Raw genomic sequence first — 17358 nt, 5'->3', positions numbered from 1 at the left:
CTATGTTTCGATGAAATTGGCGGCAGGCGGGCTTATTCCGCGCCGCTGCGGCGGCGCGGCGCCCGGCCGGAGCGTTCCCGCCGCGCGCCGTCTGCGGCGGCGGCGGACGGTGCCGCGGCGCGCGGTTTCGGTTGCAGGTAGTCGACCAGCGCGGCGATGGTCGGGTAGACGAAAAACATGTCCAGCAACGGCACGTCCTTGCTCAACAAGGGCCGCAGCCGGGTATGGATCTTGATCATGTCCACCGAGGTACCGCCCAGGTCGAAGAAGTTGTCGCCGGTGCCGACGCTGTCCACGCCGAGCACTTCGCGCCAGACGCCGCAGATTTGCCGGGCCAGATCGGAATCGGCCACCGCCACCGCGGCGACGGCCTCGACTTCCTTGCGCGGTTGCGGCAGGGCTTTGCGGTCGAGTTTGCCGTTGGCGGACAGCGGCAGTTCGTCAAGGCGGATAAACAGCGACGGCACCATGTAGTCGGGCAGTTTCTGGCTCAGGTAGTCGCGCAAGCGGCTTTCGAAACCGGCGTCGGAATGCTGGAACCGGGCTTGCGCCAGTTGCAGTTCGCGCAGTTCCGCGTCGCCGAGTTCGACGCCGCCGACCAGTGCGTGCAGATAAGTCGAACGCTGTTCCAGCTGGAACAGCGGCCGGGCCCGCTCGAAATCGAAACCGCCCAGTTGACAGGTGGCCAGACCGAAGCGATGCGCGTCCTGCTCCAGAATTTGCGTGATCAGGCCGCTCTCGATCCGGCACAGGTGCATGGAATCCTGGCCGTACAAGGGTTCGATGGCCTCCAGATTGGCGACCAGGAACAGGTGGAAGGCGGCGCTGTCGACCATCGCCGCGTTCCAACTGCCGTAGTACGCGGCGTCGATCCGGCCGTTACCGGGCAAATGCACCAGACGGTGCTGGTCCGGATCGTAGTAATACATGCCGCCGGCCAGGCCGGCGATCCGGCCCGGTACCGCATAGAGATAGAGTTGCACCGGATACAGCGAACCGGCCGAACCGTAGCGGTATTTCGGGGTGGCCGCAGCCGGATCGCGGCGCAACCGGCTCAACAGCCGGCCCAGACTGCCGAGATCGACGGCGGTGTCGGGAAACAGCCGCTGCGAGCGGCGGCGATAGCCGGCGTCGCTCGCCTCTGGCTCCGCGGCCAGCGCCACCGCCTCGGCCGCAGCGTCGAAGCGGCGCAGGCCGGGCTGCGACAGGCGGAAGCGGATTTTGTCGTTGTCTTCCGTTTTGGCGGCGGCCGGCGCCTCCGGGTCGCGCACGTAGTAGGCAATCAGCTGCCGGGCCCGGCCGCTGTCGCCGGTGACGGCGCATACCGCCGCCTTGACGCCGGCAAAGCGCGCCATGTTGATTTCCACTTCGCCCAATTCGACCCGAAAGCCGTTGATCTTGACCTGAAAATCCTTGCGGCCGAGAAATTCGATGTTGCCGCAGGGCAGCAAACGGCCGAGGTCGCCGGTCCGGTATAGTTTTTCGCCGCTGCGAGGATGAGTGACGAATTGGGCCGTGCTACGCTCGGCGTCGCGCCAATAGCCCAGCGCCACGCCGATGCCGCCGATGTACAGCTCGCCCGGCACCCAGACCGGACAGGCTTGCATCTGCTCGTCCAGCACGTGAAAGCTTTGGTTGAGCATGGCCTTGCCGTAGGGAATGCTGCGCCAGTCCGGGCTGATCTCGCCGATCGGATAGATGATGGACCAGATCGAGGCTTCGGTGGCGCCGCCCAGGCTGAATTGTTGCGCATTGGGGCAGCTACGCCGAATCGCCTCCGGCAGCGGCAGCGGAATCCAGTCGCCGCTCATCATCACCAGCCGCAGGCTGGTATTCGGCCGCCGCGCCACCTCGTCCAGATAGGTGGTGTAAATGTCCATCAATGCCGGCACGGTGTTCCAGAGCGTGACGCCGTGGCGCTGCACCATCTCGTCCCAATGGCCGGGGTCGCGCTGGCGGTCGGCATCCGGCAACACCAGCGCACCGCCGGCACCGAGTACGCCGAAAATGTCGTAGACCGACAGGTCGAAATTCAACGCCGACAAACCCAATACCCGGTCGTCCGGACCGACTTCAAAGCGCTGATTGATGTCGACGCAGGTGTTCAGGGCGCCGCGATGGTCGATCATGACCCCTTTCGGGGTACCGGTGGAACCGGAGGTGTAGATCACGTAAGCCAGATCGGTCGGCTGCCGCATTACCGGCAGCGCTTTGACCGGTTGCGCCGACGCCGCCAATTCGGCGACCGTCAGCACTTCGATACCCGCCGGCAGCCGCAGCCCGGCCGCGGCATCTGCGGCCACGACCCGCTGCAAGCCGGATAATTCGATAATCTGGGCGATCCGGTCCGGGCCGTAACCGGGTTCGATCGGCAGATAGGCGCCGCCGGCCTCGAGAATGCCCAAGGCGGCCACCACCTGCCAGCGGCCTTTCGGCAACAGGATGCCGACCAGCTCGCCGCTACCGGCACCGCTCTGCCACAAGCGCTGCGCCAAGCGATTGGCCAGCCGGTACAGCTCGCCGTAACTGAATTCGGCCTCGGCGTCGATCACGGCAATCCGCTCCGGATTGGCACGGGCCTGGCGTACGAAAGGCTCGTGCAGCAATCCGGCCGGCACCGGCGCCGCTGTGGCGTTAGCTGCTGCGATCAATTGCCGCTGCTCCCGCGGCAACAGGTCGAGTTCCGGCCGTTGCCAGAGCATGTCGTCCTGAGCCAGACCTCCGACCAGTTGCCGGTAGGCGTCGAACATCGCTTCCAGGAAGCCGTCCGGAAACAGGCCGCTCACCGAGTCCCAATCGTATTCCAGTTTGCCGGCGTCTTCGGTGACCTGATGGTCCAGCCAGACCTGCGGCGTCTGCGTAATCGTGTAATGCACGTCGCCCAGCCACGACATCGCCGCCGGGGTGTCGTCCGCCGGGTTCGGTTTGATCGCGCTGGTAAACACCACCGGGAACAAGGAGGCGTTGGCGTCGCGGCGCTGTTCGGTCAATTCCCGCAACACTTGCACGCCGCTGACGTAGCGATGGTCCATGTCGCGCCATAACTGCGCCTGCACCGACTTGACCCGTTCCGAAAATGACGCCGGCCGGGAATAATCCAGCTCCAGCAACACCACCGACGTAAAGTCGCCGACCAGCGCGTTGACTTGCGGATGAAACGGCAGCCGGTTGAACAGCGTCAAGTTCAAGGTAAAACGTTTGCGGCTGCTCCAGCGGGCGACGACGGCGCCGTAGGCGGCCAGCAGCACCGCCGACGGCGTCACGCCCAGGCGTTGGGCGCGGCTTTTGATTTGGCCCCAGCGCGCGGCGTCCAGGCTGGCGGACAGGCGGCGGAATTGCGGGCGGGCTATGCTTTCCGGAGCCACGGCCAGCGGAAAATCCGGGCCGGGCGGCAGGTCCTTGATTTTTTCCCGCCAATAGTTGCAGGACTCGCGGTAGGCTTCGGTTTGCTTCATCAATTCCAGACCGCGGACGTAGTCGGCGTAGGACAGTTCCAGCGGCGGCAATTCATCGCCCTGGTACAGCCGGCGCCATTCCTCGCTGAGGATGTCGAAGCTCAAGGCGTCGAAAATCAGCACGTCTATGCTCAGATGCAGCCGCACCACGCCGTCCGCCAGCAGGCTGGCGCGAATGTCGAACAAGGGCCACACCGCGGTATCCAATACCTGGTGCGACATTTCCTCGCGGACTTGCTCGAGACTGGCGTTGCTGTCGTCCCCGGCGACACTGGCGTCCAGCACTTCAAAGCGATATGCGGGGACCGTTTTTAAAATCTGTTGGCGACCGTCGGGATTGACGACGGCGCGCAGCATGTCGTGGCGCTGGATCAACCGGTTGAAAGCCGTTTCTAGCCGCACCAGATCCAGGCCGCGGCAGTCGACTTCCATGTAGCCGTGGGCGGCGATATTGCCCAGATCGAATGCCGCCTGCCGCCCAACCCAATACGCCTGCTGAATGTCGGTCAGCGGAAACGGCTCGAAGCGGGCTTCGCCCATTGGCTGCAGTTTCGGTACGTCGGATTCGGTTTGGGCTTGCGGCCTGGCGTCGCGCGAGCGCTGCTGCAGCCTGGCCATCAGCTGCTGGCGTTGTTCGTTGCTCAGTTCGGCGATCAGTGATTGTGTGTTTGCCATCTCGTTGTCTCCAGTTAACCCGTTGGCTCAGGACGCGGCCAATTCGGCGCCGTCGCGCACCAGTTCCGCCAGCAGCGCCTGCAAATCCGGCGAATCCTGCAATGCGTGCTCCAATACGGCTTCCGCCAGTTCGGCCACGGTCGGGTGTTTCATGATGTCGGTCAGCCGCAAGCGGCAGCCGTGGCGGCGATTGATTTCGTACAGGATTTGCGTCGCCAGCAGCGAATGGCCGCCCAGAGCAAAGAAATCATCGCCGATATGGATGCTGTCCAATTGCAGGTGCTCGGCCCAGATCGCGGCAATTTCGCTTTCCAGCGCGTTGCGCGGCAACTGTCCGCCCAGCGCGGCCTCGGCCGCTTCCTGACCATGGGCCAGTTGCGCCAGTTGGCGCCGGTCGATCTTGCCGTTCGGGCTCAACGGAAATTCCGTCACTCGGGTGCAGACGCCGGGCACCATGAATGCCGGCAACTTGGCCGCCGCGGTTTGTTTCAGCGCGTCGCCCAGCTCGGTCTCGGCGCTGTAGAAAGCCAGCAGGCGCTGGCGGCCGGGTTCGCCGTCGGCGATGACTACCGCCCGCTGCACGCCCGGCACTTGCGCCAGCACGGTTTCGATTTCGCCCAGCTCGATGCGGTGACCGCGAATCTTGACTTGAAAATCGGAGCGGCCCAGGTATTCGACCATGCCGTCCGGATTGAGCCGGCCGAGGTCGCCGGTGCGGTACATGCGCGCTCCCGGCGTCGCCGAAAACGGATCGGGCAGGAAGGCGGCCGCGGTGCCGGCCTGGTTGCCGAAGTAGCCCCGGCACAAGCCGTTGCCGGCCAGATAAATTTCGCCCTTGCCACCGGCCGGCACCGGATTCAGATCGGGGTCCAGCAGATAAAGCTGGCTGCCGGCGATCGGCCGGCCTATCGTCACCGGCCCCTGGAACCGTTCCGGGAAACGGACGAAGGTGCTGTAAGTGGTATCTTCCGAAGGGCCGTACAGGTTGTAGACCGCCACGCCGGGATAGTGCTGCTGGATGCCCTGCACCAGAGCCAAGGGCAAGGCTTCTCCGGCCAGATTGATGGTGTGCACCGACGCCGGTATTGCCCGCTGCCGCAGAATTTCCTCCATCGCCGACGGCACGGTGTTGATCACGGCGATATCGTCCTGGCGCGCCAGTTCCGGCAGGTGCAGGATGTTATCCACCATCACCACCTTGCCGCCGTGCGCCAGCGGGTAAAAGATTTCGTAAACCGACAGGTCGAAGCAGACCGAAGTCGAGGCCAGCATGCCGGCGCCGGCAGGTAACGCGAATTCCTGCGCCGCCCAGTCGATCATCGACGCGGCGTTGCGGTGTTCGATCGCCACGCCTTTGGGCAGACCGGTGGAGCCGGAGGTAAAAATGATATAGGCCAGATGTTCCGGGCGGACCGCGCTGGCCGGTGCCGTGTCCGGGCACGACGCCAGGCGCGGGTCGGCCGGACTCAGCAGCGGCGCGGCGTTGGCAGCGGCCGAGATGGCGGCGTCGGCCGTATCGGCGATCAACAGTTTGGCTTCGGCGCAACCCAAGATCACGGCCCGACGTTCGGCCGGATAATTAGGATCGACCGGCACGTAACAGGCGCCGGCCTTCAATACCGCCAGCAAGGCCACCACCAATTGCGGCCCGCGCGCCAGACATACTGCCACCCGGTCTTCCACACCGACGCCGTGCTGTTGCAGCAAATGCGCCAGCCGGTTGGCCTGGGCATCCAGTTCGCGGTAGCTCAGCTCGGTGTCGTGCCACCGCAGCGCAATCTGCTCCGGCGTGCGTTTGGCCTGGTCCGCGCATAAATGGTGCAGGCAACGGTTGTCGTAGGCGATGGGCGGATTCATGCCCAAGCCCTCGCGTTCCGCATCCAGCAGCAAATCGATGCTGCCGAGCCGGGTGTCCGGCGCCGCCGCCAATTGCGCCAACAGCTTGGCGTAACGCGCCAGCAAACGTTCCGCGGTGTCGGCCGCGAACAGCGCGGTGTTGTAGGTCAGCACCAGCACGGTTTGGCTGGCGTCGGCCACCACGTCCAAGGTCAATTCGTATTTGGTGTGGGCGCTGGGCGGCACCAGCGGCGTGAAGCTTAGACCGCCGCCGGCCAGCGCGCCGACCGCCTCGTAATTGAACACCGCGCTCACCAGCGCCGGCCGGCTCGGATCGCGTTCCGGATTGACGGCGCGCACCAGTTCGGCGAACGGAAAGCCGCGGTGCTCGAAAGCTTGCAGAAAGTCGTGCTTGGCTTGTTGCAGATAGTCGGCGAACGTGGCCTGGCTATCGCTGTTGCCGACGATAGGCAGGACATTGACCCCAAAGCCGATGAAGCTTTCGCCGGGCCGGTCGCCGTGCATCGACACCGGCACGCCGATCACCGAGCGCTGCTGGCCGCTCAGACGGTTCAACAGCAAGCGGTAGACGGCCAGCATGACCATGAACGGCGTCGCATTGCAGCGTTGGGTCAGCGCTTTCAATTGGGCCGCGACCTCCGCATCCAGCACCAGGCAGGTACGCTGGGCGACAAAGCGCTGTTCCGGCGGCCGCGGATAATCGGTCGGCAAGTCCAGGGCCGGTACGCCCTGGCCGAACTGCTGCAACCAGAACTCGCGATCCTGCGGCCGTTGCGCGGCAACTCGGCGATTGGCTTCCGCCAGCGTCACCGGCCGCGGCAGCGCCAGCGCGCTACCGTCGCGCAGGTGGCGGTAGAACTCGACGATTTCCTGGATCAACAAGCCGTAGGAAATGCCGTCGATAATCATGTGATGGGCCAGAAACAGCAACCAATAGCGGTCGTCGCCCAGCCGGGCCAGAAAGGCTTTAATGAGCGGCGGCCGGGTCAGATCGAAAGGTTCGGCGCTGCGCGCCAACACCCATTCCCGAGCCTTGGCTTCGGCCAGCGCCGCCGGCAAGTCGGAAAAATCGGCTTCGACCAGCGTCGTATCCGGCTCCTGGCCGATAACGACCTGGCTGCGGTCTTCGCTCAATGCGGCGCGCAACGAGTCGTGCCGGGCCACCACGCCGCGAAAGGCCTGCTCCAGTTTGTCCCGCTCCGGAGTTCCGGCCAGCTCGAACAGCACCACTTCGTTGTAAGCCGCCTGCACTTCCTCGCTCAATTCCAGATGCACCAGGATGTCCTGCTGCGCGCCATTCAGCGGCAATGCGGCCGGCGCCTGCGGCAGCCGCGCCGTGATAACCGCCTGATAACCGGCATGGACTTCGGCGGCGGCTTCGATGAAGCCGGCGCGTTGCAGCAAATCGGTCCAGGCGGCGGCCGGCAGCAACGGATAGTCGGCGCGTAACGTGCTGTCCTGAAACGCCCACCAGCCGTCGGTCAGGCCGAAGATCAAGTCCAGCCAGGGCTGGCGACCGACGCATTCCAACAACAACAAGCGGCCGTTCGGTGCCAGCAGGCTGTGCAGATGGCTCAGGGTTTTGCCCAGATCGGCGGTCGCATGCAGCACGTTGGAGGCCACGATCAAATCGAAACTTTGCCGAACAAAACCCTGCTCGGCCGGATCGCGTTCGATATCCAGGGTGGCGTATTCGACCTGCGGGTAGGCGGCGAATTCGCGCTCGGCCCGGTGTAAAAAGGCGCTGGACAGGTCGGTAAACAGATAGCGCAGATCACGGCGGCTCAGGCCTGGCAACAATTGCGCGGTGGCCGAACCGGTGCCGGCGCCGACTTCCAATACCGCGGCTTTACCGGAAACGTCGGCGACGGCGGCCGCCGCCGCCCGCGCCAGAGCCGCATTGGCCGCGGCAGCGCCGGGGGCGTGGCGGTAAAGCCGTTGCAGCAAGGCGTAGTTTTCGCCGCCGAACAGCACTTCCGCCGCATCGCTGCGGCCGCACAGCACGGCCGGCAACGCGGCGGCGCACTGCAACAATAAGTCGACTGCGGCGGCGTCGGCCGAACTGCGCGCCTCACGTTCCAGATCCGCGGTCGCCACCGGCAGCGATTGCAGCAACTCCCAGTCTTTGCAGACGGCGCGCAGCCAGCCGGCTTCGTTCAACATCGCAAACAGACGGCCGAACAGGCGGCGGCGCTTGGGTGCCACGCCGATAGCGCCAGCGGCGCGTTCGACCTGGCAAATGCCGCCGATGTGCGCCGGCAAGGCTTGCAATTCTTGTAAGGCCTGAGCCGCCAACGCGGTCGCCAGCGCATTCAATGCCTGGGCGCCGGCTTCGCTGCCGGCCGCGTCGCGGCTGGCCGGCAATGGCGATCCGGCCGGCGGCGGGAAGAAGCCGCCTTGGCGCAGCGCCTGCGCCGATTCGCGCCCGGCGCGGACGATAAAGTCGACGTCGGCCTCGCTATGGGCGCTGCTGAGGAAGCAGGTGTGGCCTTCCCAGATATACACGCCGCGCAGCGTCATGTGGTAGAAAAACAGATTGGCTTCGATGGGCTGGAATTCGACGCTGTAATTGTCGAAAAACACGAAGCGGAACAAGGAGCCGGCGTGGTTGACCCGAATCGCGAAACCCTCGGCGGCGAAATAGTCGTTCAATTCCTGCACCAGCCGCGCAGTCTTGGCGGTGATGCCGGCTTGCAAGGCCGGGCCGGCATCGCGCAACTGGCGCAGTACCGCAACGGCGGCGGCCATGGTCAGCGGATGGCCGCTGAAGGTGCCGGCAAAGAAAGTCGCGGTGGCCGCCGGATAAGAGTCGTCGTCGAATTGCCAGGGGCCGCCGTCGATCGCGTTCATGAAGCGGGCGTTGCCGGCGACGATGCCGATCGGCATGCCGCCGCCGGCCACCTTGCCGTAAGTGACCAAGTCGGCGCGGACGCCGAAATATTCCTGAGCGCCGCCCGGCGCCAAACGAAAACCGGTGATGATTTCGTCGAATATCAACGCGCAACCGGCGGCGCTGGCGATTTCCCGCAAGCGCTGCAGAAACTCGCGCGGTTGCAGGCCGGGCCGCCGGCTTTGCACCGGCTCGACCACGATGGCCGCCAGTTCGCCGGCATGGCGTTGGATCGTTGCCAGCGCGGCCTCGTCGCCGTAGGCCAGCACGATGGCGTCCTGCGCCACCGACAGCGGCACGCCGGGCGCGATCGGCAAACCGCTGCCACCCTCGCCGCCGACCTTGACCAACATGGTGTCGGAATGGCCATGGTAGGAGCCGGCAAAGCGGACGATGCGGGTACGACCAGTGACGGCGCGGGCCAGCCGCACCGCGGTCATCACCGCTTCGGTGCCGGAATTGGCGAAAGCCACCCGCTCGCAACCGGTCAGATCGCGCACCAACTGCGCCGCCTCGCCGACCAGCGGACTTTTCGGTCCGACCTGGATACCGTCCGCCAGCTGGGCGGCCAGGGCTTGCTTGACCAACTCCGGGTTGTAGCCGAGCAGGCTGGAACCGAAGGCCATGGTCAGATCGACGAATTCGTTGCCGTCCAGGTCGTAAATCCGGGAACCTGCGGCGGTTTTGACTACCAGCGGGAAAATCATCGCTTTGGTCGCTTGGCGGAAACCAAGCGAACTGCGGTAATCGGCGAACACCTCGCGGTAGGTTTCGGCATAACGTTTCGAGCCGGCGTGCTTGGCCTGGTAGGCGGCGGCCAGTTCTCGCAGATGTTGCTGTTGCGCCGGGTTCAAGCCTGCCGCCGCGGCATTAGCGGCGGCCGGCAACGGCGTTGCCGGCCGCAAAGCCGGAGCCGGAGCCGGAGCAGCTGCCGGCGCCGGACTGGGGCTGGATGCCGGCACGGCAGGCGCCGGTTGCGACGGCGAAGAGACGCCGCCGCGCAACAAGCCGAGTTGATCTTGCACCAGGCGGTTGAATGCATCCAGTTGCCGCTCCAGCAAACCGTGCCAGTCGCCTGGCGCGGCGGCGCCGGGTGCGGCAAACGGCAACGGCGCCTGTTCCGATTCGGCCGGCGCCGGTAATGCCGCTGCGGCGGCCGGCTCGGCGTCGAGTTTCGGGCTGGCGGCGGCAATCGCCGGCGCCAGCGTGTCGATGCTGGACAGCTCGGCAAACAAGTGCGCCATCCCGATATCGACCGCATAACGTTCGCTGACCAGGCGCAACAGTTCGGTCAACACCAGCGAGTCGGCACCCAATTCCAGAAAGCTGCGCCGGCTGTCCAATTCGTCGGCCGGGCGTTTCAGCAACAGGCCGAGCTGGCGTTGCAACCAGCTAGCGACCGCCTCAGCGGCAGCGACGTCCGCTGTCTCGGCACCGGCCGGCAAAGTAGCGCCCTGCTCCGCCAGCCAGGCGGCCAGCGCCTGCAGGCTGCGCAAGTCTTCGAATAAACTGTGAATCGCAACTTGCACACCGAAACGGCCCTGCACCTGACGCAGAAACTCCACCAGTACCAGCGAGTCGGCGCCCAGTTCCAGGAACGAGCGGTTGGGGTCGATGTCATCGGTTGCGCATTTCAGCAACGGGGCTAGTAAACGGGCAAGTTCGCCGGTCGTGGTGGTGGCGGTCGCGGTCGTCATGGGTGTCCTGGTGGTAGGTTGGAGCCAAAAACGGCTGGGTTGAAACGGATAGCCGGGCAAATCGAGCTGGTCGAAGGTTTCGCCGGCCCAAGCGGCGCCGAAATCGACGCGGTAACCGGCGCGCCACAGCTCGGCCAGGGCCGAATTCAGCGCCAGCCAGTCGGGGCGCTGCGCATCCAGGCTGGCGACGACGGTCGGCGCCGGGTCGAAGCGGCGCAGCATCGCGGCCAATGCCGGTTGGGCGCCGATCTCCAGAAAGGTGCCGGCGCCCAGCGCCTCGGCGGCGGCGATGCATTCTCTAAAGCGTACCGGTCGGCGCAGATGTTCGACCCAATAGTCGGCGTCGAAACGCGCTACCGGCGCCGCGTGCAGGTTGCCGATCACCGGCAGCCGCGGCGCTTGCCACGCCACCTGATTGGCGACGGCCCGGAATTCTTCGAGTATCGGTTCCATGTCGGCGCTGTGAAAAGCGCGCTTGACCTTCAACGGCAGCACGGCGACACCCGCAGCCTTGGCGCGTTCGGTCAGCGCTTCCAGCGCCGGCAGCGGACCGGAGACCGTGACCTGGGCCGGGCCGTTGTCGGCCGCCAACGCCAACGCCGGGTCGGCGGCGATCAGTTCCAGAGCGGCGGCCTTGCCGGTCAGCATCGCCAGCATGCCGCCGCGGTCGGAACAACGCTGCATCAGTTGCGCGCGCAACACCACCAGCCGCAAGGCATCGGCCAGCGACATCGCCCCGGCAAAGCAGGCGGCGACGTATTCGCCCAGACTGTGGCCGACCGCGACGGCCGGCGCCAGGCCGCAGCTTTCGAAATAGCGCGCCAGCGCGTAGCCGACCACGAACAACGCCGGTTGGGCGGTCGCGGTTTCGGCCAGATGGTCGCTATCCAGCGCATCCGGGCCGTACAACAACGGCGCCACCGGCGCCATTCCGGCGCCGCTCAATAACAGATCGCATTGGTCGACCGTGGCCCGGAACACCGGCGCATGCGCGTACAATCCGCGGGCCATGCCGGCATATTGGCTGCCCTGACCGGTGAACAGGAAGGCCAGCGGTTTCGGCGTGCCGACGACGGCGGCCGGCCCAGCCTGACCGCTTTGCGCCAGCCGGGCCAGGCCGGCCAGCAATTCGCCGCTATCGGCGGCATGCACCACCGTTCGGTAAGGCAAGCCGCTGCGGCCGCGGTTGGCCTGATAACACAGGCTGGCCCAGCGCTCGGCGCCGGCTTGCAGAAAATCCAGGTAAGCCGCGGCCAACACTGCTAAATCGGCCGGCCGCTCTGCCGACAACAACAAGGCGTAATGCGAACGCTGCGGCCGCTTAACGGCGGCAGCGGCCGGTTCCGCCCGGCGCAGCACGACGTGGGCGTTGCTGCCGCCGAAGCCCATCGACGTCACGCCGATGTGGCGTAGCGGCTGTTCTGTCGCGAAACGGCGCAGCTCGGTATTGACCGCCAGCGCCTTGGCATCGAAGCGGATATGCGGATTCAGCGCACTGAATCCGGCCAGCGGCGGTACGGCATTGTGTTGCAGGCACAACACGGCCTTGATCAAGCCGGCAATGCCGGCCGCGGCCTCGAGATGGCCGATGTTGGCTTTGACCGAACCGATCAGGCAGGGTCGCTCGCAGCCGGCGCCGACCACCTCGGCCAGGGCGCCGGCTTCGATCGGATCGCCCAACGCGGTGCCGGTACCGTGCGCTTCCAGATAATCGACCGTATTCGGCTCCAGTTTGGCAGCGGCATAGGCCCGACGTAACAAGGCGCGTTGGGCGACGCCGTTCGGCGCGGTCAGGCCGAAGCTGTGGCCGTCCTGGTTGATCGCGCTACCGGCGATGTAAGCCAGCACCCGATTGCCGCGCGCGGCCACCAGCGTTTCCCGGCGCAACACCACCAGCCCGACGCCTTCGCCGCGCACGTAACCGTCGGCTGCGGCGTCGAAACTGTGGCAGGCGGCGGTCGCCGACAGCATGCCGGCCTTGCCCAGGGCTCGGGTCAAGGCCGGATTCAGCATCAAGTTGACGCCGCCGACCAGAGCGGTGTCGCATTCGCCGGCCAGCAGGCTTTGGCAGGCCAGGTGCACCGCCACCAACGACGACGAACAGGCCGTATCTACTGCTAAGCTGGGGCCACGCAAGTCCAGAAAATAAGAAAGCCGGTTGGCGGCGATACTGGCGGCGGTACCGGTGCCGGCGTGGCCGTCCAGGCTGCTGTCGCTGCGCCAGGCCAATTGCCCGTACTCCGAACCGCTGATGCCGATGAACACGCCGGTAGCGGAGCCGGCCAATTCCTCGCGGGAAATGCCGGCCTGTTCCAGCGCGGTCCAGGCCGCGGTCAGCAGCAAGCGCTGCTGCGGATCGAGTATCTCCGCCTCTTTCGGCGAGATATGGAACGGCGCCGGATCGAACAGGTCGATGCCGTCCAGCCAGCCGGCGGCGCCGAGCGCGTCGACATCTTCCACCAAGCCGGCCAGCAAAGCCTTGCGCTCGGCGGGCAGCGGCCGCACCGCGCTGGCGCCGGCGCTCAGTAAATCCCAGAACGCCGCGGTGTCGTCCGCCCCCGGAAAGCGACAGGCCATGCCAACGATCGCGATGTCGGCACTCGCTTCGGCGCCGGATTCGCTGGCGACCGTCTCGGCTTCGCCGCGGCACAAATACTCAACGACCCGGTCGATGCTGGGATAGTCGAACAATAGATTGGCCGGCAAGCGGCCATAGCCGAAGGCTTTTTCCAGTTCGTCGGTCAGGCGCACGGATAAATTGGAATCCAAACCAAATTCGCCGAACGCGGCATCGCAACCGATTTCGGCCGGCTCCAGACCGGATACTTCTGCCACCCGCTGCCGCAGCCAGGCGCGCACCGCCTCGGCGTCGGGCCGGGTTACGGCAGCGGCGGACTCAGCCGGCGCCAGTTGCCGTTCCAGATTGCGATTGATCCATTGCGCCAACGGCTGCAAGCTGCGTTGCAGGAAGCCGCGCTTGGTTGCCGCGCGCTGGATTTTGCCGCTGGTGGTTTTCGGGATCGCACTTTCCCGCAACAGCGCGATGGCGGCGGTTTGCAGCTCGTGGCCGTCGGCCACCGCCTTGCGGATGGCTGCGAACAATTCCTGCGCATGCTGCTCGGGCTTGAAGCGGCGCGAGGTTTCGGCGACCACCACCAGGCGTTCCTCGCCGTCGGCGCTGACGGTGAAGGCCGCGGCGCCGCCCATCTTCAATAACGGGTGGGCCTTGTCCACCGTCCATTCGATATCCTGCGGATAATGGTTTTGGCCGCGAACGATGATGACGTCCTTCAAGCGGCCGGTGATGTAGAGTTGATCGGCGTATAAGAAGCCCAGGTCGCCGGTGCGCATCCAGCGCCGGCCGGAATCGTCGCCGGCCACGCAAGCGTGAAAGGTGGCCCGGGTCTGCTCGGGATTTTGCCAATAGCCCGGCGACACCGCACCGTTGCGGACCCAGACTTCGCCGACCCGATCGGCCGGGCATGGCGCCAGGGTATCGGGGTCGACGATCAGCAATTCGGTATCGGCAATCGGATAGCCGCTACCGGCCAGCGACAATGCCGACGGCTCGTCGGCGCTGGCGAATACCAGCCGGTTGCGTTGCAATTCGGCGGCGCGGACCCAGACTTCTTCCGCCGCCGGCCGCTCGTGCCGGTGCTGGCCGCTACCGGCGTAGTGCAGACCGGTAACGATACAAGCCGCTTCCGCCAATCCCCAACTGGGACTGAACACACGGAAATCGAAACCCGCCGCGGCGAAGCGTTCGGCGAAGGCGCGCATGGTCTGCATCCTGACCGGCTCGGCGCCGTTCAGCGCGTGTTGCCACCGGCTCAGGTCCAGACCGGCCAATTGCTCGTCGCCGACGCCGTGCAGGCACAGGTCGAAGGCGAAGTTCGGGCCCATGGTGTGAGTGATGCCGAAGCGGCTGATCGCTTCCAGCCAGCGTGCCGGCCGTTGCACGAAGGCGGCGTTGGGCAAGATGTAACAGGCCATGCCGCAATAGACCGGCGTCAACAGGCCGTAAATCAGACCCAGGTCGTGAAACGGCGGCAGCCAGGTCAACAACCGGGACTTGGCGCTGTGGACCCCACTGCGGTCGAAGTAGTGCATGTTGCACATCAGGTTGGCGTGGGTCAGGATCACGCCCTTCGGCAACGAGGTCGAACCCGAGGTGTATTGCAGGAAGGCGATATCGTCGGCTGCGACGTCCGGTTTACGCCAGCCGTCAGCCAGCCCGGCATCCAGGGTATCGGTCGCCAGCCAGCGCATCGCCGCGAACTCGGGCAGGCTGCCGAAATGTTCTTCGGCTTTTTCCTTGACCGCCTGCGTCGTCAACACTGCCACCGGTTGCGCCGAACGGGCGATTTCCAGGACTTTTTCCAGGGTTTGCAGCATGCGCGATTGGCGCGGCGGCGGTAACGGGATCGCGATGTGCTTGGCGTACAAGCAACCGAAATAAGAGGTAATGAATTCGATACCCGGCAAATACAACAGCATGACCCGCTCGCCCTCGGCGGCGATGCCTTGCAAAGCCGCGGCCACGGTTTTCGCCTTCAAGGCCACGTCTCGAAACGACAGCGTTTCCGCCAGGTCTTCGCCGTCGCGCAGGTAGTGATAGATCGGAAAATCGGGTTGGGTTTCGGCACGGTGTTCCAGCAAACCCAATAAATCGGCAACCGGCGCCGCTGCGGCGGAATCGGCATTTTTTTGCTCGGCTCCGAGCACGGATGCAATTGAATCGCTAGTCACGGGTTTCACTCTTTAAGGCTCTCTTCGTTTCGAATCGGGGTTGTTTGCTGTGCAAATTCAGCGTTAGCCGATGCAGCGTTACGATATTTTTTTTGGAACTTTGAATCAGTAACGGACTTATCCCAAATAACGTGAAATTATTCACAGACATATCCGAAAGCAGCATAAACAGGGACAGGAATCAGCCGCACCACCGGCTATTTTTGGCGGTCGCGGCCTGCGGTGTTGTCGTTACGCGCCATCGGTTTCCGCATTGCGCCCGGCGTCGCCTGGCTAGACGCCGCAATCATGCGACAAAAGCCAACCCAGCCCCGCGACATCACGCCGCGTTCCGTAAAATTGGTCACTATTTCCCGCACGTTTCCGGTATTTTCTGGATTTTGTCAGCACCTTATGCAATTAACGCGATAAAGAATAAGGGAGGTATGTTACGGCTCAGTTAAACTTGAAAATAAATCGGCGCCGTAGCATGGCCGCAGGACGATTGCGGGTTCGCGGGGGCTGAGCCGGCGTTGAAGCTGGGGAACGTTAAGCTAAGGGTTACCGGTGCCGACGGTCCTCCGCTTTATGCCTTACCGGGCAAGCGGGAGTGTGGAAACGGTGGAGATGAAAGCCGAACAGATGACGCCGGTTACGGCAGCTTCAAGAGCGGCGGCGTTGGCCGGCAATCCAGTAAACCAGGCCGCCCAAGGCATTCCAGATCAGGAAATAGGCTTGCGTTTGCCACGGCAGGCTGACGAACAGATAGCCGCAGCCCAGAATGGCGAGCGGGCCGGTCAGCCAGGGCAGCGGCGCGCGGAAGCGGCCCGGCGGCGGCGGACCTTGCCGGCGGGCGATCAGCATGCTGGCGGCGACCGCGCTAAACGCCAGCAAGGTTCCGGCATTGGCCAATGCCGCGATCTCCGCCAGCGGAAAGATCCCGGCGATCGCACCGACCAGCAGCGCGGTAAATGCGGTGGCTGCGGCCGGCGTGCCGCGCCGGGAAATTTTGGCCAACGCGGCCGGTAACAGCCCGTCCCGCGCCAACGCATAGAAAATCCGGCTCTGGCCGTAAAAAAAAGCCAGAATCACGGTCGGCAATGCGACGACAGCCGATAAGCCCAGAAACCGCGCCGCCAACGGTTGGCCCAGTTCGCGCAACACCAAGGCCAACGGCTCAGGGCTGGCGGCAAACCGCGAATAGCTTAGCGCCCCCAACGCCGCCAGCGCCACGGCAACGTAAATCGCCACGCAGACCAGCATCGAGCCGACGATACCGACCGCCAAATCCCGTTCCGGATCGTGAGCTTCCTCGGCTGCGGTGGCAATCGCATCGAAACCGTAAAACGCAAAAAAGATGATGGCCGCGGCGACCATAACGCCACGCTCGACGCCGTCGGCGCCGGTTTGTTTGGCAAAACCGAACGGCATGAAGGGCTGCAGATTGGCCGGATCGAACTCTCGCGCCGCCAACACGACGAACAGCAGCAAGGCGACCAGTTTCAAGCCCACCAGCAGCGCGTTGAAGGTTGCGCTTTCCCGGGTGCCGTAAATCAAAGCTGCCGCCACCACGACAATGATTGTTACGGCCGGCAGGTTGGCGCTGCCGCCGGCCTCGGGGCCTTGCATCCAGTGCCACGGAATCGCCAGCGCGTCGTGCAACAAGGGCGCGGCATACCCCGACCAACCGACCGCGACGGCGCTGACCACCAGCGAATATTCCAGAATCAGGCTCCAGCCCACCAGCCAGGCTATCCGCTCGCCGATTACGAGCCGGGCATAGGTGTACGCGCCGCCGGCCTGCGGCATCGCAGTCGCCATTTCGGCATAAGCCAGCGCCGCGCAAGCGCAGACCAGGCCGGCAAACCCGAAAGACACCACCACGGCCGGACCGGCCTTGCCGGCACCGACGCCGATCAAGGTCAGGATTCCGGTGCCGACAATGGCGCCGACGCCGAGCGCGAGCAGATGGAACCAGTGCAGGCTGGGTCTCAGCCGGTCCGGCGGTGGGGCGATGCCGGTCGATTCCGATATTTTCTCGGCGGGCCGCGTCATG

Annotated in this window: 3 protein-coding genes; all 3 read right to left on the bottom strand. The window is 65.0% G+C overall.

Annotation, left to right across the window (positions count from 1 at the left end; all coding sequences use genetic code 11):
• Positions 1-32 precede the first annotated feature (32 nt).
• The 3 genes from ACH518_RS11740 to ACH518_RS11730 all read right to left on the bottom strand — a co-directional run bounded on the left by ACH518_RS11740 (position 33) and on the right by ACH518_RS11730 (position 17357).
• On the bottom strand, positions 33-4130 hold the full coding sequence (locus ACH518_RS11740) for an amino acid adenylation domain-containing protein (protein ID WP_445370209.1): 4098 nt from the start codon (positions 4128-4130) through the stop codon (positions 33-35).
• Positions 4131-4157: 27 nt separating this feature from the next.
• Entirely contained in the window at positions 4158-15323 is an 11166-nt protein-coding gene (locus ACH518_RS11735) for an amino acid adenylation domain-containing protein (protein ID WP_445370208.1), read from the bottom strand.
• Positions 15324-15965: 642 nt separating this feature from the next.
• Positions 15966-17357 (bottom strand): amino acid permease, encoded by a 1392-nt coding sequence (locus ACH518_RS11730; RefSeq protein ID WP_445370207.1) that lies wholly within the window; start codon positions 17355-17357, stop codon positions 15966-15968.
• Position 17358: the final 1 nt, after the last annotated feature.

Source organism: Methylomonas sp. HW2-6 (genome assembly GCF_052474525.1).
This window is presented reverse-complemented; position numbering and strand designations above follow the sequence as displayed.

Excerpts from the sequence above, each read along its gene's own strand:
- ACH518_RS11740 (WP_445370209.1), bottom strand. The coding sequence starts at position 4,130 with ATGGCAAACACACAATCACTGATCGCCGAACTGAGCAACGAACAACGC.
- ACH518_RS11730 (WP_445370207.1), bottom strand. The coding sequence starts at position 17,357 with ATGACGCGGCCCGCCGAGAAAATATCGGAATCGACCGGCATCGCCCCA.